The organism is Streptomyces sp. Ag109_G2-15, assembly GCF_900215565.1.
GTDB lineage: Bacteria > Actinomycetota > Actinomycetes > Streptomycetales > Streptomycetaceae > Streptomyces > Streptomyces diastatochromogenes.
This window is the reverse complement of record NZ_OCNI01000001.1, coordinates 5,873,018-5,899,321: the sequence shown is the minus strand read 5'-3', so window position 1 is coordinate 5,899,321 and position 26,304 is coordinate 5,873,018. Positions and strand designations below refer to the sequence as shown.

Below are 26,304 nucleotides of genomic sequence, written 5' to 3'. Positions count from 1 at the left end.
AGTTCTCAGCGAGCCCTGTCCTGAACAGCCTCGATATGTTCGGCGACCGCCACCACAATGACCCGCGTGTCCGGAACCGTCGCCCGCCAGCGGTGCCGAACCCCGCCCGTCAGATACAGAGTGTCGCCGCGCCCGAGGCGATACGCCCGCCCCTCCGCCTCGATCTCGACCGCCCCGTCGGCGACGTACATCAGCTCGTCGTTACGGTGCTGGAACTCCCGCCCGGCGTCATGGTCGCCGGTGAACTCGGAGGCGTGCAGCTGATGGTGGCCGCGCACCAGGGAGCGGGTGCGCGGGTCGAAGTCGCCCTCGGCGACGGGCTCGGCGCGTACGACGTCCACGCTGGCCGCCGGGTCGGCGGCGGCGAGGAGTTCCACGGCCGTGGTGCGCAGGGCGTCGGCCAGCTTCTCCAGGGAGGTACGGCTCGGGCGGGCCTTGTCGTTCTCGACCTGGCTGAGGAAGGGCACCGAGAGGCCGGTGCGCTCGGCCACGACGGCGAGGGTGAGTTCCAGCGCACGGCGACGCCGCCGGACGGCCGCGCCCACCCGCACGGGCTGTTGCTCTTTGTGGTCGCCCATCGCTCCGGCTCCCTCCTTCACTCGTCGTGCCGCCGACCGGGTGTCCGTCGCGGGACACACCTCTGATGAGTTCTCTGCACCCTACGCATGTTCGGCAAACCGTTTCATGCGGCTGTCACATCCCTGACACGCCGGTGGGCCCGCACCCCCATGGTTCGCGCCAGTGCTGCGGCTCGCCGTGCGGGACGGGTCTCCCCTGGTTCAAGGCCGAAGCGGGCCTCGGTGTTCCCGCCGGGGCAGGGCCCATGGCGCTCCGTGGTTGGCCGGATCCAACCCGTAGGGGGATCTCCCGGGATTCGGCAGCTCTTCCAGTACTCGGCGTGGGTGGTCGGCAGCCAGGAGTCGGTCTGGAGTCGACCTGGCCGGTGGCGAGGCCGGTGTGACTGTCAGTGCCGTACGGCATGATGCGAGCGTGACCGGACGACTCATGCTTCTCGACACCGCCTCGCTGTACTTCCGCGCCTACTTCGGCGTGCCGGACTCCGTGCGGGCGCCGGACGGCACGCCGGTGAACGCCGTGCGGGGGCTGCTGGACTTCATCGACCGGCTGGTGCAGGACCACCGGCCGGCGAAGCTGGTGGCCTGCATGGACGCGGACTGGCGGCCGCAGTGGCGGGTGGACCTGATCCCCACGTACAAGGCGCACCGGGTCGCCGAGGAGCACGAGGGCGCCCCGGACGAGGAGGAGGTGCCGGACACGCTCACCCCGCAGGTGCCGGTCATCGAGGCCGTGCTGGACGCGGTCGGCATCGCCCGGGTCGGGGTCGCGGAGTACGAGGCCGACGACGTGATCGGCACGTTCACCGCGCGCGCCGACGGGCCGGTGGACATCGTCACCGGCGACCGCGACCTGTATCAGCTCGTCGACGACAAGCGCGGCATCCGCGTGCTGTACCCGCTGAAGGGCGTCGGCACGCTGCAACTGACCGACGAGGCCGTGCTGCGCGAGAAGTATGGGGTCGACGGGCCGGGGTACGCGGATCTGGCGCTGCTGCGGGGCGATCCGAGCGACGGCCTGCCGGGCGTGTCCGGCATCGGCGAGAAGACGGCCGCCAAGCTGCTCGCCGAGTTCGGTGACCTGGCCGGGATCATGGCGGCGGTCGACGACCCGAAGGCGAAGCTCACGCCGTCGCAGCGCAAGCGGCTGACCGAGGCCCGGCCGTATGTCGCGGTCGCGCCGAAGGTGGTGCGGGTGGCCGACGACGTCCCGCTGCCGGAGGTCGACACCACGCTGCCGCGGACCCCGCGCGATCCGGCGGGACTGGAGGCGCTGGCGGCACGCTGGGGGCTGGGCGGCTCCCTGCAGCGGCTGCTGACGACGCTGGGAGAGTGATCCTGACCGGAATATTCCGGCAAAACGCGTTCATCAAGCCCTCATGGAACCCCTGTTAACTGGAGAGAGATGCTAACTTAGGTAAACCTAACCAACGCAGCAGGAGGCCGTGATGGCAGAGCGTCCGGGACGAAAGCCGCGCAAGCCCCATACCGCCCAGGTGGTGCGCACCGAGCGGCTGACCCCGCACATGCAGCGTGTCGTGCTCGGCGGCGAGGGCCTCGCCGGATTCGCCGCGGAAACCTGCACCGACCACTATGTGAAGCTGCTCTTCGGCCCTCCTGGCGTGACCTACCCGGACTTCGACCTGGAGCGGATCCGAGCGGAGTTCCCCCGTGAGCACTGGCCGGTGACCCGGACGTACACCGTGCGCGCCTGGGACCCCGAGCACCGCGAGCTGACCCTGGACTTCGTGATCCACGGCGACGAGGGCCTGGCCGGACCCTGGGCCACCCGCGTGCAGCCCGGTGAGAGCGTGCACTTCATGGGCCCCGGGGGCGCGTACGCGCCCGACCCGAGCGCCGACTGGCATCTGCTCGTGGGGGACGAGAGCGCGCTGCCGGCGATCGCCCGCGCCCTGGAGACGCTGCCGTCCGGCGCCCGGGCGCACGCCTTCGTGGAGGTGTCCGGCCCCGAGGAGGAGCAGAAGGTCGACTCCGAGGTGGAGGTCGTCTGGGTGCACCGCGGGGACCGGCCGGTGGGCGAGGCCCTGGTGGAGGCCGTGCACGCGCTGGAGTTTCCCGAGGGCCGGATGCACGCGTTCGTGCACGGCGAGGCGAGCTTCGTGAAGGAACTGCGCCGACTGCTCCGGGTCGAGCTGCAGATCCCGCGCGAGGACCTGTCGATCTCCGGCTACTGGCGCCTCGGCCACAACGAGGACGGCTGGCAGGCCTCCAAGCGCGAGTGGAACGCCCGCATCGAGGCCGAGCAGGAGAGCGGCGGCGCGGCAGCCGCGTGAACACCTGGAAAGCGGCGGCACCCTGACGGGGTGCCGCCGCTTTCGCGTGCTCGCACCGGCACCCTCCCTTGAGGGCGTGAGGACTTGGGCCCGTTACGGACACGCCCGCGTGACGCGGGGGAAACAGCGCGTCCCTAATTTCTGTCGCTCGACAGGAATTCACTCCCCGCGACCCTGGGCAGGTGCCGCCGTGACGACGACCGACGACCGCTCCCTGGAGGAGTTCGGCTACCGCCAGGAGCTGCACCGCAGCCTGGGCCGGTACGCCTCCTTCGCCGCCGGCTTCTCCTTCATCTCCGTCCTGACCACCGTCTTCCAGTTCTTCGCCTTCGGCTACTCCTTCGGCGGGCCGCTCTTCTTCTGGGCCTGGCCGGCCGTGCTGATCGGCCAGCTGGCGGTCGCCGCGTGCTTCGCGGAACTGGCCGCGCGCTACCCCATCTCCGGAGCGATCTACCAGTGGTCCTCGCGCCTGGCGACCCCCGCCTTCGGCTGGTTCGCCGGCTGGATCATGGTGATCGGGCAGATCGTGGTGGTCGCGGCGGCCGCGCTGGCCCTGCAGATGGTGCTGCCCGCGCTCTGGTCCGGCTTCCAGCTGATCGGCACCGACACCTCGCCCACCTCCGCCGACGGCGCCGCCAACGCGGCCGTGCTCGGCGTGGCCCTGCTGGCACTGACCACGCTGGTCAACCTCGTGGACAACCGTGTGATGTCCCTGGTCAACCGGGTCGGCGTGACCGCCGAGATCATCGGCGCGGTGCTGATCGTGGTCCTCCTGCTGACCCACTCCCGGCGCTCCCCCGGCATCACCTTCCACACCACCGGCGGCGCCGGAACCGGCCTGTTCGGGGCGCTGCTGATCGGCTCGTTCACGGCGGCGTACGTGATGATCGGCTTCGACAGCGCGGGCGAGATGAGCGAGGAGACCCACCAACCACGCCGTACGGCACCGCGCACCATCCTCACCGCCCTCGGTGCGGCCGGCCTGCTCGGCGGCCTCGTCGTCCTCGGCGGCCTCCTCGCCGCGCCCAGCCTCACCGACGGGAAACTGGCGGTGGACGGGCTGAGTTACGTCCTCACCAGCAGCCTGGGCGACGGGGTGGGCCGGGTGCTGCTGGCCGACGTGGCGGTGGCGATCGCCGTGGCCACGCTCGCGATCCAGACGGCGGCCTGCCGCATGCTGTTCTCCATGGCCCGCGACGGCCGGTTGCCCCTCGCCCGCCACCTGGCCAGGGTCAACCCCCGCACGGGCATGCCCGGCACCCCCGCCCTGGTGGTCGGCGTCCTGGCCGCCGCCCTGCTGCTGCTCAACTTCGCCTCGCCGGAGGCGTTCCTGGCCATCGGCACGACCTGCATCGTGATGCTGTACCTGGCCTACGCGATGGTGACGGGCCCGCTGCTGCTCAGCCGTCTGCGCGGCCGGTTCACCACGACGGGCACGGACGAGACGGGCGCCCCGCTCTTCTCCCTCGGCCGCTGGGGGATCCCGGTCAACGCCCTGGCCCTCCTCTACGGCCTCGCGATGACACTCAACCTGGCCTGGCCCCGCGCGGCGGTGTACGACCCGGCGGGCGGGCACTGGTACTTCCAGTGGTTCACGGTGCTGTTCCTGCTGTTCACGCTGCTGTCCGGCTTCCTGTACCGGGCGCGGAAGGCACATCAGCCGCACACCGCGCCGGAAGGGTCACCGCTGGCCGTACCCGCAGAGTCGTCCTGACCCCACTCACCGGGCCACGGCATGCCCGTGCGATCCGGATGCGAAGGCCAGGATGTGCGGGACCGCCGCACGCAGGCTCTCGAAGTGGCGGTGCACGCCCTCCACCGCGGCAGCGGCGTTCACGCCCCACACCGTCATCCCGGCCCGGAGCCCGGACTCGACTCCGGACGGGGCGTCCTCGACGACCAGGCAGTCTTCCGGCTCGGCACCCAGCAGTGCGGCAGCCCGCAGAAACGGCACGGGCGAGGGCTTGCCCTCCTCGACGGCGGCCGCGTCCACGATCAGGCCCGGCACCGGCAGGCCCGTCCGCAGGAAGCGGCCGCGCACCCGGTGCTCGTAGTTCGAGGTCACCAGCGCCCAGGACCCCGACGGCAGACCGTGCAGCAGCTCCGACGCGCCGTCGAAGGCCGCATAGACCCCGGACCGTACGTCCTCGTCCTCCAGCTCGTGCAGCGCGGCCAGGCACTCGTGCGGGTCGCGGTCCGCGGCGACCTGGGCGAATGTCTCCATCGGCCGTGTCCGCAGGGCCACTTGGTACACCTCGTCGGCGTCCAGACCGTATCGCTTCGCCCACGCTCGCCATACCTGGCGCTGGTTGCTCACCGCGTCCATCAGCGTGCCGTCGACATCGAACAGGACATACCTCGAACGGCCCGACTGCGCAGATTCCCTGGTCACGCGTCGATCATGCCAGGCACCGACCCCAGGACCGCGGCCCCGGGCACGGCACCCTCGTACCCTTGACCGGTGAGACGTCGTACCCCGCCCCCGCCCGCCCCGCTCCCCCAGCGTGACGGAATCGACCCGGTGCGGGTGCGGCTGCCGTTCGGCGGGGTGTGGGCGACCGTGCGGGAGTATCTCGTGGCGCGGCTGACGGGGGCCGGTCCCGGGGTGGTCGAGGCGATGTTCGACGCCGGGCTGATCGTGGGCGCCGACGGGCGGGCGGTGGCGCCGGACGCGCCGTACGAGCCCGGGATGTTCGTGTGGTTCCAGCGGGAGCTGGCCCCCGAGGTGCCGGTGCCGTTCCCGGTGCAGGTGGTCCACCAGGACGCGCACATCGTCGTGGCCGACAAGCCGCACTTCCTCGCGACGACCCCGCGCGGCACCCATGTCGCCCAGACCGCGCTGGCCCGGCTGCGGAGCGAGCTGGGCATCCCGTCGCTGTCCGCCGCGCACCGGCTGGACCGGCTCACCGCGGGTCTCGTGCTGTTCACGGTGCGGCCCGAGGAGCGCGGCGCGTATCAGACGCTGTTCGCGGACCGGCTGGTCCGCAAGGAGTACGAGGCGATCGCGCCGTACGACGCCTCGCTCGCCCTGCCCCGGACCGTGCGCAGCCGGATCCTGAAGGAACGCGGAGTTCCGGCCGCACGGGAGGTCCAGGGCGAGCCGAACGCCGTGACCCGGGTGGAGCTGGCCGAGCACCGGGCCGCGCTGGCCCGGTACCGGCTCGTCCCGGAGACGGGGCAGACCCACCAGCTGCGGGTGCACCTGAGCGCGCTGGGCGTGCCCATCCTCGGCGACCCGCTGTATCCGGAGGTGACCGCCCCCGTGCCGGACGACGACTTCCGGCGTCCGCTGCAACTGCTCGCACGGAGGCTGGAGTTCACCGATCCGGTCACGGGGGCGGAGCACACGTTCGTCAGCGGACGGACGCTCCAGGCCTGGCACTCGCCCGAGCGGTGGGCCGCCGGCCAGGAGCCGTAGCCCCGTCCCCCGCGCTCACTCCCCGCGCCACCAGCGCAGCATCCGCTGCCACACGTTCTGGCGGCGGGGCTGCACCGGCGCCGCGGGGACGGGCTCGGGGGCGGGGCGCGGGATCTCCGGAGTGACGTCCGGCGCGGGCATCGGTTCCGTGCGGACGCTGCCGACCTGCCACGTGGCCCGCTGGTTCGGGATGTGCGACGCGCTGGGCGGAAGTTCCACGTCCTGCTGGGGCTTCGGTTCGAAGCGCACCGGCAGGGCCACCAGGTGCCGGGAGGCGATGGACGACCGCCAGCGCAGGTCCTCCTCGGGGCAGTCCAGCTGGATGTCCGAGAGCCGCGTCAGCAGGGCGTCCACACCGACGTCGGCGATGGCACGGCCGATGTCCTGGCCGGGGCACTCGTGCGGGCCGCCGCCGAACGCGAGGTGGGAGCGGTTGCCCTGCATGTTGGCCGACAGGTCGGGCCGCACCCGCGGGTCCACGTTGCCCGGGGCGGGCGCGAAGAGCAGCCCGTCGCCCTTGCGGATGCGCTGGCCGCCCAGCTCGGTGTCCTGCTTGGCGAAGTAGCCGAGAACGGTGCTGAACGGCGGCTCGTCCCACAGGGACTGCTCGATCGCCTCCGGCACGGTCATCTGGCCGCCGTTGAGCTGGGCGCGGAAGCCCGGCTCGGTGAGGACCATGCGCAGCGCGTTGGCGAGCAGGTTGGCGGTGGCCTCGTAGGCCGCGAAGAGGACGAGGCGCAGGTGTTCGCGGACCTCGTCGTCGCTCAGTCCCGCGGGGTGCGTGATGAGGTGACTGGTGACGTCGTCGTCGGGCCGGGCGCGGCGGCGGGTGGTGAGCCGGCTCAGCGCGTCCATGACGTAGGTGTGGCTCTGGATGGCGGTCTCGGTGCCCTTGAGCGCATCACGGGCGGCCTGCACCATCCGGTCGTTGTACTCCTCGGGCATGCCGAGGATCTCGCACATGACGGCCATCGGCAGGTGCTCGGCGAACTGGGAGACCAGGTCGGCCCGGCCCCGCTCGCAGAAGTCGTTGACCAGTTCCTGGGTGTAGCGGCCGATGTGGCGGCGCATGGTGCGGTGGTCGATGGTCGACATGGCGCCGGTGACCGCCGCGCGCAGCCGCTGGTGCTCGTCCCCCTCGGCGTGCGAGCAGATGGGCTGCCAGGCGATGTGCGGCATGAGCGGGTGGTCGGGTTTGACCATGCCCTCCTGCAGCGGGGTCCAGATCCGGCTGTCGCGGGCGTACTGGGAAGGGCTGCGGACCAGGTGCAGGTTCTCGGCGTGCCCGAGGACCACCCACATGGGTACGTCCTCGTGGAGCAGCACGGGCGCCACGGGGCCGTGCTCCTCCCGCAGCCGCTCGTAGAGGTCGCCCAGGTCGGCCGCGTCGGGGCCATAGAGCCGGTGCAGCCCCCCGGGGCCCAGGCCGTGCGCCGGGCAGCCCGGCGGCGGGCCGGCGGTGGGGTCGGTGCCGGTCAGGGATTGGGGTTCAGGCGTCACAGTGTCGCTCCGGAACGGAAGGTGTGGGGGTATGGACGGATGCGGGTCAGGTGAGGGCGCCGGACAGGGCGATCGAGTGCAGGAAGCGCATCAGGGTCATCAGCACCTCCTTGCTGGAGGCCCGGCGGCGCACGTCGCAGTCGAGGATCGGGATCTCCGGGGCCAGGTCCAGCGCGGTGCGCAGTTCCTCGGTCGGGTAACGGGGCGCGTCGGGGAAGGAGTTGACGGCGACGACGAACGGAACGCCCCGTTCCTCCAGTCGTCCCATGACGTCGAAGCTGACCTCCAGGCGCCGGGTGTCGACCAGGACGACCGCGCCGAGCGCGCCCTCGAACAGGCCGTTCCACAGGAACCAGAAGCGCTCCTGGCCGGGGGTGCCGAAGAGGTAGAGCACCAGCTTGTCGGTGATGCTGATGCGGCCGAAGTCCATGGCCACGGTGGTGGCGGTCTTGGACTCGGAGCCGTAGTTGTCGTCGACCCCGATACCGGCCTGGGTCATGGTCTCCTCGGTGGTCAGCGGTCTGATGTCGCTGACCGAACCGACCATGGTGGTCTTGCCGACGCCGAAACCGCCCACGATCACGATCTTCACCGCGGCCTGCGCCGTGTGCGGCAGATGGTCCTCGGTGCGTGGGCCGGGAATGGTGTCAGAGCCGTTGAAGTCCATGCATCACCGCTTCGAGGAGTGAACGGTCGGGGAGCGCCTTGCGGACGATCGGGGCGCGCGCCTGCACCAGTTCGGTCGTGATCAGCTCGGTGATCAGGACGGTCATCGCGCTGAACGGCAGATTGAGGTAGGCCGAGAGCTCGGCCACGGACAGGGGGGCGCCACAGAGCCGGAGCACTGCCGCCTCCTCCGGTGAGGCGGACGGCGGCGGCGCGGAACGCGCCACGATTAAGGTGACCAGGTCGAGTTCGGCCCGGCCGCCGTCGGCGCTGCCGGCGATGGTGTACAGCCGTTCCGGGTACCTGGGGTTCTCCTCGCCCTCCGCCGGTTTGGGGGGCGGCGGGGGCGGGGGCGGCAGTGGTTGCGGCTGGCGCCGTTTGCGTCGTGGAGGAGTCATACGGTCTGCCCGTTCCGCCGGGGCGGACTGGTGAGATGGGCGCCCATCCGGACGACGAGGTCACGCATCATGCCGCTCATCCGGCCCGGCTCACAGGTCACGTCGGCGAGCACGGCGAGGAAGGCGTTGGCACCGGCGTTCATGAGGTAGAAGTAGCCGCCCTCGATCTCGATGACGACGAGCTTCATCTCGCCGGCGCCGGGGAGTTCCTGGATGATGGCACCGGCGAGGCTCTGTACGCCCGCGCAGGCGGCGGCCACCCGGTCGGCGGCGTCGGGGTCGCCTCCGTGGCGGGCGATACGCAGTCCGTCGGCGGAGAGGACCACGATCATCTCGATGCCTGGTACGCCGTCGTTCAGCTGCTTGAGCATCCAGTCCAAGTTGCCTCGCTGCTGGATCACTTGAGGTTCCCCTCGTCGTCGTCGGTGGCGCCCTCGGTGGCGGTGTCCGAATCGTTGAGCAGGTGCAGGTACGCGGTCGGGTTCAGCGTGAAGTCGGTCAGTTCGGCCGCGGTGGCGTCCTCGGGCATGCCCTTGCGCAGGCCGTTCCAGAAGTCGTCGACCCACATGCCCGGCGGCCGCTCCCGGAGCTTCTTCAGCTCGGGGTCCATCTCGGGCTCGGGCTCGGGCTTGGGCTGGGACCAGATGGTCGGCCGGCCCTCGCGCTCGGCGCGCTCGATGGCGGCCTGTTCGGCGTACCGCTGGCTGAGCGGGGTCTTCATCCGGCTGCGGCGCTGCGGCAGACCGCCCGCCGTCCACTCGGTGACCTCGGGGACGTCGTCCTCCATGGAGATCCCGGCGGGGATGCGGGGGCTGGTGGGGCGGCGCTTCTTGGGCGGGCGCTTGGGGCCCTCGACGGCGCCGAGTTCGGGCTTGGGCACGGCGGTGGCACCGATGCCGTGGGCGGCGCCGACGCCGGGCTCGGTGGTGGTCATGACGCGCGGCACGATGAGGATCGCGCGGACGCCGCCGTAGGCGGAGGCGCGCAGCGAGACCTGCATGTCGAAGCTCTTGCAGAGGCGGCCCACGACGGCGAGGCCGAGCTGCGGGTTCGAGCCCAGGTTCTCCGCGTCGTCGCGCGCCATGGCGTCCGCGATCGCCTTTTCGATGCGGGCGCGGCCTTCGTCGCTGAGGCTGACTCCGGCGTCCTCGATCTCGATGACGACGCCGGTCTGCACCTCGGTGGCGGTGACATGCACCTTGGTCGTCGGCGGCGAGTAGCGGGTGGCGTTGTCGAGGAGTTCGGCGGCCGCGTGGATGATCGGCTCGACCGAGGTGCCCTTGATGTTGATGTTGACGATGGAGTTCAGCTCGATGCGCCGGTACTCCAGGATCCGGGACATGGCACCGCGCAGCACGCTGTACAGCGACACGGGCAGCGGCCACTGACGGCCGGGGCGGCCGCCGCCGAGCACGGAGATGGTGTCGGCGAGGCGGCCGATCAGCGCGGTGCCGTGGTCGATGCGCAGCAGGTCGTCGAAGACCTCGGGGTTGCGGCCGTGGTCCTCCTCCATCTCCCGCAGTTCGTTGGCCTGCTGGTGGACGATGGCCTGGATACGGCGGGCGATGCTGACGAAGGAGCGCTCGGTGGCGTCGCGCATCGAGATCTCGTGGTCGGCGCCCTTCAGCGCCGTGCGCAGCAGCTGGCGCTGCGAGTCGGGGATGTTGCGCAGTTCGGGGTCGACGTCGACCGCCTTGCGCATCACCTCTCTGAGCGGTTCTCCGTGGCGCAGCCGGTGGAGCGCGGTGGGCAGGATCTCGGTGCCGAGGCGGACGATCTCCGCGTCATGGGCGGCGAGGCGGCGCTCCAGATACGCGGTGTGACGGGCGTGCTCGGCCTGTGCCTCGCGGAGTCTGCGTCCGCGGCGGACGACTTCGGTGGCCGTGGCGAGGACCAGGAGCAGGGCCACGGCCCCGCACCCGCCGACGGCGATCCGGGCCGAGGCCGGGGCCAGGGTGACCGCCGCCGCGGTCGCCGCGGCCATCGCTATGGCCGGGAGCAACAGCACGCGCGCGTAAGGACGTTCACGGCCGCCGGGAGGCTTTTGAACACTCACCATGGATGCCTTCTGAGACGAGTCGGCTGGGTGTCAGGGGAGCTTGCGTGGGGAAGGTTCATGGAACTGAAGGGGATCATCGGGAAGTTTGGGAACAGGCGCACGAATTCACCTCAACTCGGTGCGCCGCGGGCGAGCTTAGTCCGACCGGATCATCGCCGTGTCATATTCGGCAAGCACCTGAAATCGCCCACGCAACAGGAGTACGCTCGTCCCCATTTGCACGCTCGGCGATCATTCGAACACGACCCGTGACGGCGTACGGGCGTACGAAAATCACTCATCGTGATGAGTGAAAAGGCGGGTCAGACCCCGACGATCCGCAGCGCCGCGTCGGCGGTGGCGCGGGCGAACTCCGCCACGGAGCGCTCCGGTTCGGAGCGGTGCACCAGGATGACGCCCTCGATCAGACCGAAGACCAGATCCGTGCGCAGATCCAGCTCGCTCTTGGCGAGCGCCCCGCCCGCGGCGGTGGCGGCCAGCAACTGCCGGTAGCCGTCCTTGAGTTCGGCCCGTACGGCATGGAAGCCGGCGAACCGCTCGGTGCGCACCTCGGGCAGCAGATAGAGCCCGCCGAGGTTGTGCGGCCCGCCGCACAGCAGCTCCACATCGGTGCGGCACAGCTCCCACAGGCGGTCCTCGGCCGGGGCCGAGTCGTCCGCGAGCAGCTCACGGGCCCGGGCCAGCGAGGGCGTGACGGTGGACTCCAGCAGGTCGGCGAGCAGTTCCTCCTTGCCGGAGACGTAGTGGTACATGGACGCCTGCCGCATGCCCGCGCGCTCGGCGACGGCCCGGGTGGTGGTGGCCGCGTAGCCGCGGGTGGTGAACAGCTCGGCGGCCGCGGCGAGCAGTTCGGCGCGCGGTTCGAGGCCACTGTCCGGCCGCTGCGCGGCCCTCGGCCGGCCGACCCGGCGACTGCTGCCCGTTCCCATGCGTTCGATCCTCGCACACCGCCTCGTCCGGCGATCTCCGCGGATCTCCGTGAGGGCTCGGTAACCACCCGGCAACGCACCCGCAATGGCGGCGACCCGGCCCGCCCCTAATTTCTGTCGCACGACAGAAATCCACTCCTTCCGGCGAGAGGTCCCGCGATGGCGACAGCGACCACCCACGGAGCCCGTGCCCACGCCCGCGCCCAGGAGGGCAGCCGTGCCGAGGCCATGCCCGTCGTACCGGCCCGGGACTGGCCCGAACCGCCCTGCGAGGCGGGCCATCTGGTGTGGGCCGAGACGGTGGCGGGCGGCAACTACACGCACCGCGTGCTGGCCCGCGGCACGGAACTGCGCCTGACCGATGTGCGCGGCGACGCCTGCGCACATCTGCTGCTGTACGTGGCAGACCGCCCCTGGGAGCGGCTGAACGTCGCCGACACGGTCAAGGTGCAGTGGAACGCCTATCTGGGCGAGGGGCAGCTGCTCCTGTCCGACCAGGGACGTGTCCTCGCCTCGGTGGTCGCCGACACCTCCGGACGGCACGACGCCCTGTGCGGCACCTCCACCCTCGTACGCAACACCGAGCGGTACGGCGACGGCACTCCCCAGTCCCCCTCCCCCTCCGGCCGCGAGCTGTTCAAGCTGGCAGCCGCCAAGAACGGGCTGGAGGCGTGCGATCTGCCGCCCTCCCTCTCCTTCTTCCAGGGCGTCGAGGTACGCGACGACGGCGCCGTGGAGTTCACCGGCTCGGCCGGACCCGGCGGCAGCGTCCTGCTCCGCGCGGAGCAGGACGTGACCGTGCTGATCGCGAACGTGCCGCATCCGGTGGACCCACGCCCCGACTACGTCAGCACCCCCTTGGAGGTGCTCGCCTGGCGGGCCGCGCCGACCGCGCCCGGCGACCCGCTGTGGGAGGCCACCCCCGAGGGCCGCCGCGCCTTCCTGAACACCGCCGATTTCCTCGCCGCAAGGGGGCTCGCATGAAGACCGTGGTTCCGGCCCGCGCCGCCTGGTCGTCGGTCGTCCGCGCCGGCGGCACGCTCACCATCACGGACCTGCACGGCAACCAGGCCGTCGACTTCCTCGTGTACGACGCCCACGACACGTCCGTGCGCTACAGCGCCCCCGACACCATCCAGGCGCAGGGCACCATCTTCCTGACCACCGGCAGCGTGCTGCTCTCCAACGAGCACACCCCGCTGATGACGGTCGTCGCCGACGAGGTGGGCCGGCACGACACGGTCGGCGGCGCCTGCTCCAAGGAGTCCAACACCCTCCGCTACGGCCATCACACCTGGTCCCAGCACGCCTGCGTGGACAACTTCCTCGCGGAGGGCGCGAAGTACGGTCTGGGCAAGCGGGACCTGGTCTCCAACATCAACTGGTACATGAACGTGCCGGTCGAGAAGGACGGCACCCTCGGCATCGTCGACGGCATCTCGGCGCCCGGTCTCTCCCTGACCCTGCGGGCCGAGCGGGACGTCCTGGTGCTGGTCTCCAACTGCCCCCAGATCAACAACCCGTGCAACGGCTTCGAGCCGACGGCAGTGGAGATGACGATCACGGGGACCGGCGCATGAGTTTCCAGAAGGTACTGGTCGCCAACCGGGGCGAGATAGCCGTCCGGATCATTCGCACCGCCCGCGAACTGGGCCTGCGCACGGTCGCGGTGTACTCCGACCCGGACCGCTCGGCACCGCACGTCCGGCTGGCCGACGAGGCGGTGCGGCTCGGCCCGGCGCCCGCGAGGGAGTCGTACCTGGACGCGGACCTGGTGCTGAAGGCGGCCAAGGACACCGGGGCGGGCGCGATCCATCCCGGGTACGGCTTCCTGTCCGAGGACGCGGCCTTCGCGCGGCGCTGCGAGGACGCCGGAATCGTGTTCGTGGGGCCGACGCCCGGACAGCTGGAGCTGTTCGGCGCCAAGCACACGGCCCGCACCGCGGCCGAGGCGGCCGGCGTGCCGCTGGCGCCGGGGACCGGGCTGCTGAGCGGCCTGCCAGCGGCGCTGCGCGAGGCCGCCCGCATCGGCTATCCCGTCATGCTGAAGGCGACCGGCGGGGGCGGCGGAATCGGTATGTCGGCCTGTCGCTCCGCCGCCGAACTGACCGAGGCGTGGGAGCGGGTGCAGCGGGTGGCCGCCGCGTCCTTCGCCTCGGCCGGCGTGTTCCTGGAGCGCCTGGTCGAGCACGCCCGCCATGTCGAGGTGCAGGTCTTCGGCGACGGCGCGGGGAAGGTCGTCACCTTCGGCGACCGCGACTGCTCCCTGCAGCGCCGCAACCAGAAGGTGGTCGAGGAGGCCCCGGCCCCCGGACTGCCCGACCACGTCCGTACCCGGCTCGCCTCGGCCGCCCGGGACCTGTGCGCCTCGGTGGGCTACCGCTCCGCCGGCACGGTGGAGTTCGTGTACGACGCGGCCCGCGAGGAGGCGTACTTCCTGGAGGTCAACACACGCCTCCAGGTCGAACATCCGGTCACCGAGGAGGTCTACGGCGTCGATCTGGTCGCGTGGATGCTGCGGCTGGCGCGCGGCGAGCGGGACGTCGTCCGCGACCCGGGCCGGCCGCGCGGCCACGCCGTCGAGGCCCGCCTGTACGCCGAGGACCCCTCGCGCGGGCACCGGCCCAGCGCGGGCCTGCTGACCCGGGTGGAGTTCCCGGCCGGGGTGCGCGTCGACGGCTGGGTGGAGACCGGCACCGAGGTGACGACGTCGTACGACCCGATGCTCGCCAAGGTGATCGCCTACGGCCCCGACCGCGCGCACGCGCTGCGCCGGCTGGACGAGGCGCTGGCCCGCACCCGCGTGGACGGCATCGAGACGAACCTGGGCCTGGTGCGGGCGGCACTCACCGCACCGGAGTTCCGGGCCGCCGCCCACTCCACGGCCACCCTCACCGGCGTCACCGATCCCACCCCGCGCATCGAGGTGGTCTCCGGCGGGACGCTCACCACGGTCCAGGACTGGCCGGGCCGCACCGGCTACTGGCAGGTGGGCGTGCCCCCGTGCGGACCGATGGACGACCGCTCCTTCCGGCTGGGCAACCGGGCGCTCGGCAACCCCGAGGGCGCGCCCGGGCTCGAATGCACGCTCCAGGGGCCCGCGTTGCGGTTCAGCCACGCCACCACGGTCTGTGTGACCGGCGCACCGGCCCCGGTGACCGTGGACGGCACACCGGTCGGGCAGTGGGAGCCGGTCACGGTCCCCTCGGGCGCGGTCCTGGAGGTCGGCGCGCCCCTCGAACACGGCCTGCGCACCTACGTCCTCTTCGCGGGCGGCGGTCTCGACGTGCCGCCGTTCCTGGGCAGTGCGAGCACCTTCACGCTGGGCCGGTTCGGCGGCCACGGCGGGCGGGCGCTGCGCACCGGCGACGTCCTGCACGGCGGGGCCGTCGCCCCGGGCACCCCCGTCACGGACCGCCCCGAGTTCACCGCGGTCTGGCACATCGGCGCCGTGGAAGGGCCGCACGCGGCACCGGAGTTCTTCACCGAGGACGACATCCGCGACTTCTACGCGGCGGACTGGAAGGTCCACTTCAACTCGGCGCGCACCGGCGTCCGCCTGGTCGGCCCGAAGCCCCGCTGGGCCCGCTCCGACGGCGGCGAGGCGGGACTGCACCCGTCCAACATCCACGACACCCCGTACTCGGTCGGCGCGGTCGACTACACCGGTGACATGCCGGTGCTGCTCGGCCCGGACGGGCCCTCGCTCGGCGGGTTCGTGTGCCCGGCGACCGTACTGAGCGGCGAGCGGTGGAAGCTGGGGCAGCTGCGGCCGGGTGACACGGTCCGCTTCGTGCCCGTGGACGTGACGGGCGCGCCCCGCCCGGAGATCGCCGACGGCGGGGTGCTGGCCCGCGACGGTGACGTCACCTACCGCCGCAGCGGCGACGACAACCTGCTCGTCGAGTTCGGCCCGATGCAGCTCGACCTGGCGCTGCGCATGCGGGTGCACGCCCTGATGGAGGCGGTGACGGCGGCCGGCCTGCAGGGGGTCACGGACCTCACACCGGGCATCCGCTCACTGCAGATCCAGGTGGACCCGGCCGTCCTGCCCCAGCACGAACTCCTCACCGCCGTACGGCGGATCGCGGCGGCCCTGCCCCCCACCGCCGAACTGACCGTCCCCTCCCGCACGGTCCACCTCCCGCTCTCCTGGGACGACCCGGCCACCCGCGAGGCCATCGCCCGCTACATGGCGGGGGTCCGGGACGACGCCCCCTGGTGCCCGTGGAACATCGAGTTCATCCGCCGGATCAACGGCCTCGCATCGGTCGAGGACGTGTACCGCACGGTCTTCGACGCGGAGTACCTCGTCCTCGGCCTGGGCGACGTGTACCTGGGCGCCCCGGTGGCCACCCCACTGGACCCGCGCCACCGCCTGGTGACGACGAAGTACAACCCGGCGCGCACCTGGACCGCCGAGAACTCGGTCGGCATCGGCGGGGCGTACCTGTGCGTCTACGGCATGGAGGGCCCCGGCGGCTACCAGTTCGTGGGCCGTACGACCCAGGTGTGGTCGGGATGGCAGCAGCGGGGCGCGTTCGAGCCGGGCTCGCCGTGGCTGCTGCGCTTCTTCGACCGGATCAAGTGGTATCCGGTCGAGCCGGACGAACTCCTGGACCTGCGGGCCGACATCACCTCCGGTCGCTTCGTCCCCCGCATCGAGGAGGGCACCTTCTCGCTCTCCGCGTACGAGGCCTTCCTGGACGAACACGCCGAGTCCGTCGCGGAGTTCCGGGCCCGGCAGCGGGCGGCCTTCGCGGCGGAACGGGACGCCTGGGAGGCGGCGGGCGAGTTCGCGCGGGCGGATGCGGCGGCCGCGCCGTCCGCACCGCCGGCCGAGGTGGTCGCACCACCGGGCGGCCGACTGGTCGAGGCCGAGTTCGCCGCGTCCGTGTGGCAGGTGAACGTGGCCCCGGGCGACACGGTCACGGCGGGGCAGCCGCTCCTCGCCCTGGAAGCGATGAAGATGGAATCAAGGGTGCCCGCACCGGCCGACGGCCTGGTCGCGGAGGTCCTGGTGAGCCCGGGTGACCAGGTCGAGGCAGGCAGGGCCCTGATCGTCCTGGCCCCGGCCGCGAGCCGGGCCGAAGAGCGCACACTGGAGATCGAGGAGCACGCATGACCCCCACCGTGTCCCGGGTGCGCGCCGCGTACGACCGGATCGAGGCCGTCGACCGCCCCGAGATCTGGATCGACCTGCGCCCGCGCGAGGAGGTCGAAGCGGAGGCGCGGGCGCTCGACGCACGCGTGGCCGCCGGGGAGCACCTCCCCCTCGCCGGCCGCCTGCTGGCCGCGAAGGGCAACATCGACGTCCACGGACTGCCCACGACGGCGGGCTGTCCGGCGTACGCCTACGACCCCCCGGCCGACGCCCCGGTCGTCGGGCGGCTGCGCGCGGCGGGCGCGCTCGTCCTCGGGACGACCAACCTCGACCAGTTCGCCACGGGCCTGGTCGGCACCCGCTCCCCCTACGGCGCGGTACGCAACGCCCACGACCCGGCGAGGATCAGCGGCGGCTCCAGCTCCGGCTCGGCGGTCGCGGTGGCCCTCGGCATCGTGGACCTCGCGCTCGGCACGGACACCGCGGGCTCGGGCCGGGTGCCGGCCGCCTTCAACGGCATCGTCGGCATCAAGCCCACCCGTGGCCTGGTCCCGACGGAGGGCGTGGTCCCGGCCTGTGCGTCGATCGACTGCGTGACGGTGTTCGCCCGCACGCTCCCGGAGGCCGAGCAGGCCCTGTCCCTCATGGCGTCCCCGCCCGCCCGCACCCTGCCGCCCCTCCCCCAGCGGACCCCCGGCCCATGGCGCATCGCGGTCCCGTCCCGGGAAGGCCTCGGCGAGCTGGACGAGGGCTGGGCCGAGGCCTACGAGCGCGCCGTGGAGCGACTGCGTGAGGCGGGCGCATCGGTCCGGCAGATCGACCTCACGCCCTTCACGGAAGCGGCGGCGATGCTCTACGAGGGCGCCTTCGTGGCCGAGCGCTACACAGCCGTGGGCACCTTTGTCGACAAGTTGATCGCACAGGGCGGGGAAGGCCTGGACCCCACGGTCGCCGGCATCATCACCCGCGCCCGCGACATCCCGGCCCACCAGCTCTTCACCGACCGGACCCGCCTGGCGGACCTGCGCGCAAGGGCCCTAGCCGAGTTGGCCGACGCCGACGCCCTCCTGCTCCCGACCACACCGGGCCACCCCACGCTCACGGAGGTGGCCGCCGACCCCCTGGGCGCCAACGCCCGCCTGGGCCGCTTCACCAACTCCACGAACCTCTTCGACCTGGCGGCGGTCGCCGTACCGGCGGGCGAGGTCGGGGGCCTGCCGTTCGGGGTGATGCTGATCGGCCCCGCCTTCACCGACGACCGCCTGGCCACCATCGCCCGCACCCTGGAGCCGGAAACCCACCTGGCCGTGGTCGGCGCCCACCTGACGGGCCAGCCCCTGAACCCCCAGCTCCTGGCATTGGGCGCCCGCCTGGACCGTACGACGACCACGGCCCCGGTCTACCACCTGCACGCATTGCCCACCGACCCACCGAAGCCGGGCCTGGTACACGTGGGCGAGGGCGGGGCACCAATCGAGACGGAGATCTGGCGCCTGCCGGCCGAGGGCCTGGGCCGCTTCCTGACCACGCTCCCCCGCCCGATGACCCTGGGCAGCGTGCAGCTGGCAGACGGCACCAGCGTCCCCGGCTTCCTGTGCGAACCGAGCGCTCTACAGGAGGCCGAGGACATCACAGCCTATGGCAGTTGGCGGAACTTCTTGAAACACCGGTGAGGGCAACTACTCAGGGGCGCGGGGAACTGCGCGACCAGCCACAACTCACCCGCACCCGCCAAACGCCGAATCACCCCACCGACGAGTAGGCGACAACACCCCGCAGCAACTGATCAACAGCCTTACGCGCAGCCTTCGCCACAGTCGACCCCTCCACAGGAGAAGCCGCCGAAATCTGCCCAAGCACATCGATCACCTGCTTGCACCACCGCACAAAGTCCCCCGCAGGCATCTCCGCCTCACGCAACACCTCATCGAGCCCCGTCCCCGAGGCCCACATGTACGCGGCCCAGGCGAAGCCGAGATCCGGCTCCCGCTGCCCGACACCCTCGGTCTGGTTGATCCGGAACTCCTCCTCCAGACCGTCGAGTCGGCCCCAGATCCGGACCATCTCACTGAGCGCGGCCTTCGCCTTGCCCGAGGGAAGCTTGGGCGCCATGGCGTCGTCGCCGACCCTCGCCTCGTACACCAACGCCGAGACGCACGCGGCGAGTTCGGCGGGCGCGAGCCCCTCCCAGACACCTTCCCGCAGGCATTCGCTGGCCAGCAGGTCGAGTTCGCCGTAGAGCCGGGCGAGCCGCTTGCCGTGCTCGGTGACCTCGTCGCCGCGCAGGTAGTCCAGTTCGGTGAGCAGCGCGACGATGCGGTCGAAGGTCCGCGCGATGGTGTTGGTGCGGCCCTCGATGCGCCGCTCCAGCTGCGAGGTGTCGCGGAGCAGCCGGTGGTACCGCTCGGCCCAACGGGCGTGGTCCTCCCGGTCGTTGCACCCATGGCACGGATGGGCCCGGATCGCCGTGCGCAGCCGGGCGATCTCGCGGTCGTCGGCGGCCTGCGACCGCTTCTTGCGGGCCCGCTCCGGCGGGATGTGCCCGGCCTTGCTGCGCAGCGCCGAGGCGAGGTCCCGACGGGACTGCGGGGAGCGCGGGTTGAAGCTCTTCGGGATCCGCATCCGGTCCAGCGGCTCGACCGGCACCGGGAAGTCCATCGCCGCCAGCCGCTTGACCTGCCGTTCGGCGGTCAGCACCAGCGGGCGCGGACCGTCGTGGTGGTCGAAGCCGCGGTGACCGTTGGAGCGACCGGCCGGCAGCCCCGGGTCCAGCACCAGGGCCAGCCCCGCGTACTTGCCGGTGGGCACGTGGATGACGTCGCCCGGCTTGAGCTTCTCCAGGGCGACGGCGGCCTCCGCGCGGCGCTCGTTCGCGCCCTGCCGGGCCAGCTCGGTCTCGCGGTCCTTCAGCTCGCGACGCAGCCGCGCGTACTCCTCGAAGTCGCCGAGGTGGCAGGTCATGGAGGCCTTGTAGCCCTCCAGGCCCTCCTCGTTGCGCTGCACCTGCCGGGAGATCCCGACGACCGACTTGTCGGCCTGGAACTGCGCGAAGGAGGTCTCCAGCAGCTCGCGCGAGCGGTGCCGGCCGAACTGCTGGACCAGGTTGACCGCCATGTTGTACGACGGCTTGAAGCTGGAGCGCAGCGGGTACGTGCGGGTGCCCGCGAGACCGGCGAGGTGTTCGGGGCTCATCGCGCGCTGCCACAGCACCACGGCATGGCCCTCGACGTCGATGCCACGCCGGCCCGCACGTCCCGTCAGCTGGGTGTACTCACCGGGCGTGATGTCGGCGTGCTGCTCGCCGTTCCACTTGACGAGCTTCTCCAGGACCACCGAGCGGGCGGGCATGTTGATGCCCAGGGCGAGGGTCTCGGTCGCGAACACGGCCTTGACCAGTCCGCGCACGAACAGCTCCTCGACGACCTCCTTGAAGGTCGGCAGCATGCCTGCGTGGTGGGCGGCGATACCGCGCTCCAGGCCCTCCAGCCACTCGTAGTAGCCGAGGACGTGCAGGTCCTCGGTCGGGATGGCGGAGGTGCGCTCCTCGACCAGCGCGCGGACCTGTTCCCGCGCCTCGTCGTCGTTGAGCCGCAGGCCGGCGTACAGGCACTGCTGGACGGCCGACTCGCAGGCGGCGCGGCTGAAGATGAAGGTGATCGCGGGCAGCAGGCCCTCGGAGTCGAGGCGCTCGATGACCTCGGGCCGGCCCGGCGTCCACACGCGCGAGCGCTGTCTGCGCTCCCGCTCGCGGTCGGCCTCGCGCATCGCGCGGCCACGCCGGCGGTCCTGGTACGACGGCCGGGTCGACTCCATGCGGGCGAGGCGGGCGAGGTCGGGGTTGACGGCCTTCTTGTGGCCCTCGCCCTCCTCGAACAGGTCGTACATCCGGCGCCCGGCGAGCACGTGCTGGAACAGCGGCACGGGCCGGTGCTCGGAGACGATCACCTCGGTGTCGCCACGGACGGTGTCCAGCCAGTCACCGAACTCCTCGGCGTTGGACACGGTCGCCGACAGCGACACCAGGGTCACCGACTCGGGCAGGTGGATGATCACTTCCTCCCAGACGGCGCCGCGGAAGCGGTCGGAGAGGTAGTGCACCTCGTCCATGACCACATAGCCGAGGCCGAGGAGGGTCTGCGAGCCGGCGTACAGCATGTTCCGCAGCACCTCGGTGGTCATCACGACCACCGGGGCGTCGGAGTTGATGCTGTTGTCTCCGGTGAGGAGTCCGACCCTGCCGTCCCCGTAGCGGCGGCACAGGTCGGCGTACTTCTGGTTCGACAGCGCCTTGATGGGTGTCGTGTAGAAGCACTTCTTGCCCTGCTGGAGGGCGAGGTGGACGGCGAACTCGCCCACGATCGTCTTGCCCGAGCCGGTGGGGGCGGCCACCAGCACACCCTTCCCCTCTTCGAGGGCCTGACAGGCCTCGATCTGGAAGGGGTCGAGGCCGAAGTCGTACATCTCGCGGAAGGACGCGAGCGCGGTGGCCTGCTCGGCTGCCCGCCTCCGGGCTGCCGCGTACCGCTCGGCCGGTGAGAGATCCTCTGTCATCGTGCTTTCGAGCGTACCGGGCGTCACTGACAACAGGACGATCATTATCCGGATCTTGGGTTGTTCAACAACGACCGATGCCCCCGTCCTCGAGGACGGGGGCATCGCGTTCTGTGGTTCTGCGCGGGCTCAGGTCACGTCGTCGTAGCCGTTGACCCGGTCCGTGCTCGTCTGCTCGGGCAGGGCCCGGTGCGCCGGGACGGGCTCGACCTCGCCGATGTCCTCGGGGGTGAGGTCCAGGTCGGAGGCCTCGTCGTCGGCGGGACCCTCGGCCTCACGACGGCGCTTGCGCTTGTCGTTGGCCAGGGAGAAGGCGACCGCGCCGAAGTACAGCACCCAGATCGGTCCGGCCAGGGCCAGCATCGACAGCGGGTCCGTGCTCGGGGTCGCGACGGCCGCGAAGACCGTGATGCCGAGGATCATGCCGCGCCACCAGCCGAGCATGCGCCGGCCGGTCAGTATCCCGGTGAGGTTGAGCATGATCAGCAGCAGCGGCAGCTCGAAGGAGAGCCCGAAGACGATCACCATGCGGGTGACCAGCTGGAGCAGATCGTCCAGCGGCAGCAGGTTGGTGATGCTGCCGCTCGGTGTGAAGTCGATCAGCACCTTGGCGGTGGTGGGCAGCACCTCGTACGCGAAGAACGCGCCGGCGAGGAACAGCGGGGCGCCGGTGAAGACGAAGGCGTAGGCGTACTTCTTCTCGTGCCGGTGCAGACCCGGTGCGACGAAGGCCCACAGCTGGTAGAGCCAGACCGGCGAGGCGAACACGACGCCGGCCGTCAGGGAGACCTGGAGTGCGAGCGTGAAGGGGGCGAGCAGACCGTTGATGGTGATCTGTGCGCACTTCTGCTCGTCGCTCGACCTGGCCAGCTGCGAGAACGTCTGGTGGCACCCGACCGAGTCAAGGATCGGCTTGGTCAGGAAGTTGATGATGTCGTTGTAGAAGAAGGCGGCGACGACCGTCACGACGACGATGGCCAGCAGCGCCTTCGCGAGCCGGTTGCGGAGCTCACGAAGGTGATCCGCAAGGGGCATGCGCCCCTCGGGATCCTTCTCCGTCTTGCGGGCAGACTTGAGCAACCCACGTCCTCATCTCGTGCGGCAGGCCGGAGGGTTCCGGCGCTGCGTCAGCGCTGGGTGGTGTCCGTCGGCTCGTTGACCGGCCGAGAGCTGGTCACGTCGCCGGGGGCCGCCTGGATGGTGCGCTGGGACGGAGGCTGCTCGTTGGTGGTGGGAGCCTGGGCGGAGGCGTTGCCCTCCTCCTTCATCGCCTTGGCTTCGCTCTTGAGGATGCGCGCGGACTTGCCGAGCGAGCGAGCCATGTCCGGAAGCTTCTTCGCGCCGAACAGCAGCACGATGACGACGAGGATGAGAATGATCTCGGGGGCTCCGAGCCTTCCGAACATAAGTCTTTACCTTCTCACCGAGGCGACTGGATGGGGTGCTGTCCGACCAGTCGGACATGTGTCCGATGGTCGTGCTGGCAGCGATCGTAACGCTCGGGGGTGAACGTGAGGCAATCCCCGTGCGTACTCCCGGTCCGCGGCACGCGCCTCGTTCTCCGCACCGCGATCAGAGCGTACCTGTCCCGGTCCTCAGCATGACAGGGCGAAGTGACCCAAACCGCTGCCCACCACCGACTCACAGGTTCCGGCATCGCCCTTCACAGCGTGTCCACGGCGCGGGCCGCGCTGACCGCCGCCCGCTCCAGGTCCTCGGCCGCCCTGTTGATACGGCGCGCGGAGGCCGAGACCTGCTCCCCGAGGCGCCGCGCCTCCAGGAAGACCCGGACGGCGAGCACCCCCAGGACGGCGAGACCCAGGAAACCCACGGCTACCGCGAACATCGGCCAGAACATGACGTCGAGCCTAGACGGTCCTAGACCGTGTAGTGCAGCCGCAGGGTCCTGACGCCGCCGCCGGTGAGCAGCTCGACGATGCGCTCCCCGGCGGGCTTGCGCACCGAGGCGCCGCAGTCGGGGCAGGTGAAGGAGTAGAACGTCGTCCGGCTGGTGGCGCCGATGGCGAGGCGCAGCGCGCTCGCGGCGAGCTCGAAGCGGCCCCGGCAGTCCGGGCAGCCGGCCTTGAACACCACGGGGACCACTCTCTTCATCCCGGCGAATGCGGCCGCCACCGTCATCTCACCCGCACCGGACACCGGAGACTCGCTCAAAGCCCTCGCTCCTGCCTGTCGTACTGCCCGTCGTTCCCACCGTCGTGATCACCGTGCACCGCCGTCGGCGGTGTGTCGTACGCCGCCAGGGCCTCGCGGGCCGCCCGGCGGGCGCTGTCGGCCAGCTCGGGTGGCGAGACGATCCTGCCGTCGCGGCCCAGGCGCAGGGCCAGCCGGCGCAGGGAGGTCGGATCGGGGGTGCGCAGAGTGATACGCAACCCGCCGTCGGGAAGCTCATCGGCGCTGTCGTGCGGGTAGTACTCGGCCACCCAGCGGCCGCCGGGGCCGACCTCGATCACGACCTCGGGGTCCTCGGCGGCCGGCTGCACCAGGGCCTCGGAGAGGTCCCGCAGCTCGATCTCCGGCGGCGCGGAGGGCTCGTCCAGGATCCTGATCTCGGCGACCCGGTCGAGCCGGAAGGTGCGCCGGGCCTCGGAGCGGCGGCACCAGGCCTCCACGTAGGTGTGGCCGACGCTGACCAGGCGGATCGGGTCGATCTCGCGCTCGGTGACCTCGTCACGTGCGGGTGAGTAGTAGCGGATCCACAGGCGGCGGCGCTCCGAGATCGCCCGGTCGACGTCGGCGAAGACCCCGCCCTCGGACTCGAAGGTCACCGAGAGACGGGAGCTGGCGCCGGCGACCTCACCGGCCGCCGCCTCCACCTTCGCCGTCGCCCGCAGCAGGGCCTGGCGGTCGCTCTCCCGCAGGCCGGGCAGGGTCGACACCGCGCGGGCGGCCACCAGCAGGGCCGTGGCCTCGTCGGCGGCGAGCCGCAGCGGCTCGGCCGCCTCCTCGCCGAGCGCGGCCGGGTTGTGCCACCAGATGCGCTCACCGTCGGTGTCGATGTCCAGCAGGTCGCCGCCGCGGAAGCTGGTGCCGCACATGGGCAGCAGATCGAGGTCGGAGACCAGCTCGTCCTCGGTGATGCCGAAGGCGCGCGCGACGTCGGCGATCCGCGCGCCGGGCCGCTCCCTGAGGTAGGTGACCAGGGAGAGCATCCGCCGGGTCTGGTCGATGGCGTTCACGGGCCTGACCGGTTTGCCTGCCATGGTTCTGCTCCGCTCCCCTCAGCCCTTGGCCACGGCGCGCAGCCGGTCCACCACGTCGGCCCGCAGCTCGGCCGGCTCCACCACGACCACGTCCGGCCCGAACTCCACCAGCCAGGCGTCCAGGCCGTGCCCGTACGGAATCTCCAACTCGTCCCAGCCGTCGCCGAGTTCCCGGACCTCGGTGGCCTTCGCCCGAAGGGGGTAACCGGCACCGGAACGCAGCCTGATCAGCGCCGAACGGTCGGCGATCTCGCCCGCCCAGCCGGCGACGGTCTCGCGCACGGTGACGACGTCGGGCACGGGCGCGGTGAAGCCCGTACCGCGCGAGCGGACCCGGCCGGTGATCCGGGAGAGCCGGAAGACGCGCTCGGCGCCCCGGTCGCGGTCCCAGCCGGCCAGGTACCAGTGGCCGCGCCAGCACTCCAGGGCCCACGGCTCGACGTGCCGGGGCTCGGGGTGGGCGGCGGACGCCTTGCGGTAGTCGAAGACGACCGGGCGCCGGTCGCGGCAGGCCAGCATCAGCGGCTCGAAGGCGGCCTCGTGCACCGGGATGCGCGGCTCCAGGGCACCGTGGACCTCGTACGGGTCGACGTCCTCGGGCAGCCCCGCCGCGCGCAGCTTCTGCAGGGCGCCGCTGGCCGCTCCGGCGAGGCGCGCCTGCTGCCAGACCTTGGCGGCGAGGCCGAGGGCGGCGGCCTCCTCGGCGTCCAGGGTGATGGGGGGCAGCCGGTTGCTGTCGCGACGGGCGAGGTAGCCGACCTCGCCCTCGATGTTCTCGACGGTCTCGATGACCAGGCCCAGCTCGCGCAGATCGTCCTTGTCCCGCTCGAACATCCGGTTGAAGGAGTCGTCGGAGCCGGCCGCGCCCTTTTCCGGCCTGACGGCCTCGACGTACGCCTCGATGGAATCGCGCAGCTCTCGCTTGCTGAGCGGCCGCCGCGTCCCGAGCAGACACAGCGCGAGGTTCATCAGCCGCTCGGCCTTGGCAATGGCCATCGACGCCCTTCGCCTTCTTATGGTGCTTACGGACGATGACCGTACCGCTCCCAAGGGGCCTGGCAAAGCCGAGGGCCCATGCCCGGACAGGCATGGGCCCCAGGTGATCGGGTCCGGTCGGAACCCGTAAACAGGCCGTACGACGATCAGACCGCGATCAGGTCCACCACGAAGATCAGGGTCTCGCCGGGCTTGATCGCCGGGGTCGGGCTCTGGTTGCCGTAGGCGAGGTGCGCGGGGATGGTCAGCTGGCGGCGGCCGCCGACCTTCATGCCCTGCACGCCCAGGTCCCAGCCCTGAATGACACGGCCGCCACCCAGCGGGAAGCGGAACGGGGTGCCCCGGTTCCAGCTGGCGTCGAACTCCTCGCCCGTGCTGAAGGCCACGCCGACGTAGTGGACGGTGACGGTCTGACCCGCCTGCGCCACCTCGCCGTCGCCCTCCCAGATGTCCTTGATCTCGAGGTCCGCCGGGGGCTCGCCGCCGGGGAAGTCGATCTCGGGCTTGTCGATGCTCACGTCAAAAGCTCCTGCTTGTGTACGACACGAAACACGGACAGTCTTTCATCCCCACTGGTCTGCCGCCTGCCATTG

24 protein-coding genes are annotated in these 26,304 nt (G+C 71.5%); 8 read left to right on the top strand and 16 right to left on the bottom strand.

The window, feature by feature from the left end:
• Nucleotides 1-5 precede the first annotated feature (5 nt).
• The gene (locus CRP49_RS26590; RefSeq protein ID WP_097255665.1) at nucleotides 6-578 is read right to left on the bottom strand and encodes a helix-turn-helix domain-containing protein; all 573 of its coding nucleotides are present in this window, start codon (nucleotides 576-578) and stop codon (nucleotides 6-8) included.
• Nucleotides 579-990: 412 nt separating this feature from the next.
• Between CRP49_RS26590 and CRP49_RS26585 the strand changes: the two genes are divergently transcribed.
• From CRP49_RS26585 to CRP49_RS26575, 3 genes are all read left to right on the top strand, one after another.
• The gene (locus CRP49_RS26585) at nucleotides 991-1,911 is read left to right on the top strand and encodes a 5'-3' exonuclease (RefSeq protein WP_097255664.1); all 921 of its coding nucleotides are present in this window, start codon (nucleotides 991-993) and stop codon (nucleotides 1,909-1,911) included.
• A gap of 112 nt (nucleotides 1,912-2,023) precedes the next feature.
• Nucleotides 2,024-2,869 carry a siderophore-interacting protein gene (locus CRP49_RS26580; protein WP_097255663.1) on the top strand — a complete coding sequence of 282 codons (846 nt, stop codon included), beginning with the start codon at nucleotides 2,024-2,026 and terminating at the stop codon, nucleotides 2,867-2,869.
• A 190-nt stretch (nucleotides 2,870-3,059) separates the two neighbouring features.
• The gene (locus tag CRP49_RS26575; RefSeq protein ID WP_257033491.1) at nucleotides 3,060-4,583 is read left to right on the top strand and encodes an amino acid permease; all 1,524 of its coding nucleotides are present in this window, start codon (nucleotides 3,060-3,062) and stop codon (nucleotides 4,581-4,583) included.
• A 6-nt stretch (nucleotides 4,584-4,589) separates the two neighbouring features.
• Here the strand turns inward: CRP49_RS26575 and CRP49_RS26570 are convergent, their stop codons facing one another.
• Nucleotides 4,590-5,261 (bottom strand): HAD family phosphatase, encoded by a 672-nt coding sequence (locus CRP49_RS26570; protein ID WP_097255662.1) that lies wholly within the window; start codon nucleotides 5,259-5,261, stop codon nucleotides 4,590-4,592.
• A gap of 69 nt (nucleotides 5,262-5,330) precedes the next feature.
• On the opposite strand from CRP49_RS26570, the gene CRP49_RS26565 reads away from it, so the two are divergent.
• Nucleotides 5,331-6,287: a pseudouridine synthase gene (locus tag CRP49_RS26565; RefSeq protein WP_097255661.1), complete on the top strand. Its 957-nt coding sequence runs from the start codon at nucleotides 5,331-5,333 to the stop codon at nucleotides 6,285-6,287.
• A gap of 15 nt (nucleotides 6,288-6,302) precedes the next feature.
• Here CRP49_RS26565 and CRP49_RS26560 read toward each other — a convergent pair whose 3' ends face one another.
• From CRP49_RS26560 to CRP49_RS26535, 6 genes are all read right to left on the bottom strand, one after another.
• Entirely contained in the window at nucleotides 6,303-7,787 is a 1,485-nt protein-coding gene (locus tag CRP49_RS26560; protein WP_097255660.1) for a cytochrome P450, read from the bottom strand.
• A gap of 46 nt (nucleotides 7,788-7,833) precedes the next feature.
• Nucleotides 7,834-8,454, bottom strand: coding sequence for an ATP/GTP-binding protein (locus CRP49_RS26555; protein ID WP_097255659.1), 621 nt, complete (start codon nucleotides 8,452-8,454; stop codon nucleotides 7,834-7,836).
• Nucleotides 8,435-8,851: a DUF742 domain-containing protein gene (locus CRP49_RS26550; protein WP_097255658.1), complete on the bottom strand. Its 417-nt coding sequence runs from the start codon at nucleotides 8,849-8,851 to the stop codon at nucleotides 8,435-8,437. Before CRP49_RS26550 ends, CRP49_RS26555 begins: the two co-directional genes overlap by 20 nt.
• Nucleotides 8,848-9,252, bottom strand: a complete 405-nt coding sequence (locus tag CRP49_RS26545) for a roadblock/LC7 domain-containing protein (RefSeq protein ID WP_094216844.1) — start codon at nucleotides 9,250-9,252, stop codon at nucleotides 8,848-8,850. Before CRP49_RS26545 ends, CRP49_RS26550 begins: the two co-directional genes overlap by 4 nt.
• The gene (locus CRP49_RS26540; protein WP_107487120.1) at nucleotides 9,249-10,910 is read right to left on the bottom strand and encodes an ATP-binding protein; all 1,662 of its coding nucleotides are present in this window, start codon (nucleotides 10,908-10,910) and stop codon (nucleotides 9,249-9,251) included. The genes CRP49_RS26545 and CRP49_RS26540 overlap by 4 nt, the downstream gene beginning before the upstream one ends.
• A 302-nt stretch (nucleotides 10,911-11,212) precedes the next feature.
• Nucleotides 11,213-11,839, bottom strand: coding sequence for a TetR/AcrR family transcriptional regulator (locus CRP49_RS26535; RefSeq protein WP_097255657.1), 627 nt, complete (start codon nucleotides 11,837-11,839; stop codon nucleotides 11,213-11,215).
• A gap of 159 nt (nucleotides 11,840-11,998) precedes the next feature.
• Here CRP49_RS26535 and CRP49_RS26530 point away from each other — a divergent pair, with 159 nt between their 5' ends.
• Genes CRP49_RS26530 through atzF form a run of 4 tightly spaced genes read left to right on the top strand, consistent with a single transcriptional unit; the run spans nucleotide 11,999 to nucleotide 18,616 of the window.
• Nucleotides 11,999-12,823, top strand: a complete 825-nt coding sequence (locus CRP49_RS26530) for an urea amidolyase associated protein UAAP1 (RefSeq protein ID WP_097255656.1) — start codon at nucleotides 11,999-12,001, stop codon at nucleotides 12,821-12,823.
• Entirely contained in the window at nucleotides 12,820-13,419 is a 600-nt protein-coding gene (locus tag CRP49_RS26525; RefSeq protein ID WP_097255655.1) for an urea amidolyase associated protein UAAP2, read from the top strand. Before CRP49_RS26530 ends, CRP49_RS26525 begins: the two co-directional genes overlap by 4 nt.
• The gene (locus tag CRP49_RS26520; RefSeq protein WP_097255654.1) at nucleotides 13,416-16,964 is read left to right on the top strand and encodes a 5-oxoprolinase/urea amidolyase family protein; all 3,549 of its coding nucleotides are present in this window, start codon (nucleotides 13,416-13,418) and stop codon (nucleotides 16,962-16,964) included. Before CRP49_RS26525 ends, CRP49_RS26520 begins: the two co-directional genes overlap by 4 nt.
• Nucleotides 16,961-18,616: an allophanate hydrolase gene (atzF, locus tag CRP49_RS26515; RefSeq protein WP_097255653.1), complete on the top strand. Its 1,656-nt coding sequence runs from the start codon at nucleotides 16,961-16,963 to the stop codon at nucleotides 18,614-18,616. Before CRP49_RS26520 ends, atzF begins: the two co-directional genes overlap by 4 nt.
• Nucleotides 18,617-18,686: 70 nt before the next feature.
• Here the strand turns inward: atzF and CRP49_RS26510 are convergent, their stop codons facing one another.
• The 8 genes from CRP49_RS26510 to CRP49_RS26475 all read right to left on the bottom strand — a co-directional run bounded on the left by CRP49_RS26510 (nucleotide 18,687) and on the right by CRP49_RS26475 (nucleotide 26,229).
• The gene (locus CRP49_RS26510; protein ID WP_097255652.1) at nucleotides 18,687-21,539 is read right to left on the bottom strand and encodes an RNA helicase; all 2,853 of its coding nucleotides are present in this window, start codon (nucleotides 21,537-21,539) and stop codon (nucleotides 18,687-18,689) included.
• An 84-nt stretch (nucleotides 21,540-21,623) separates the two neighbouring features.
• Nucleotides 21,624-22,574, bottom strand: a complete 951-nt coding sequence (gene tatC, locus CRP49_RS26505; RefSeq protein WP_097255651.1) for a twin-arginine translocase subunit TatC — start codon at nucleotides 22,572-22,574, stop codon at nucleotides 21,624-21,626.
• A gap of 47 nt (nucleotides 22,575-22,621) precedes the next feature.
• Complete coding sequence (gene tatA, locus CRP49_RS26500) at nucleotides 22,622-22,900, bottom strand: Sec-independent protein translocase subunit TatA (RefSeq protein ID WP_097255650.1); 279 nt, start codon at nucleotides 22,898-22,900, stop codon at nucleotides 22,622-22,624.
• 257 nt (nucleotides 22,901-23,157) lie between these two features.
• Nucleotides 23,158-23,352 (bottom strand): hypothetical protein, encoded by a 195-nt coding sequence (locus CRP49_RS26495; protein ID WP_094216835.1) that lies wholly within the window; start codon nucleotides 23,350-23,352, stop codon nucleotides 23,158-23,160.
• 20 nt (nucleotides 23,353-23,372) lie between these two features.
• Nucleotides 23,373-23,633, bottom strand: coding sequence for a hypothetical protein (locus tag CRP49_RS26490; RefSeq protein ID WP_097257539.1), 261 nt, complete (start codon nucleotides 23,631-23,633; stop codon nucleotides 23,373-23,375).
• A gap of 29 nt (nucleotides 23,634-23,662) precedes the next feature.
• Nucleotides 23,663-24,715, bottom strand: a complete 1,053-nt coding sequence (locus CRP49_RS26485) for a YafY family protein (protein WP_097255649.1) — start codon at nucleotides 24,713-24,715, stop codon at nucleotides 23,663-23,665.
• An 18-nt stretch (nucleotides 24,716-24,733) separates the two neighbouring features.
• On the bottom strand, nucleotides 24,734-25,711 hold the full coding sequence (locus CRP49_RS26480; protein WP_097255648.1) for a YafY family protein: 978 nt from the start codon (nucleotides 25,709-25,711) through the stop codon (nucleotides 24,734-24,736).
• 146 nt (nucleotides 25,712-25,857) lie between these two features.
• Complete coding sequence (locus CRP49_RS26475; protein WP_094216832.1) at nucleotides 25,858-26,229, bottom strand: FKBP-type peptidyl-prolyl cis-trans isomerase; 372 nt, start codon at nucleotides 26,227-26,229, stop codon at nucleotides 25,858-25,860.
• Nucleotides 26,230-26,304: the final 75 nt, after the last annotated feature.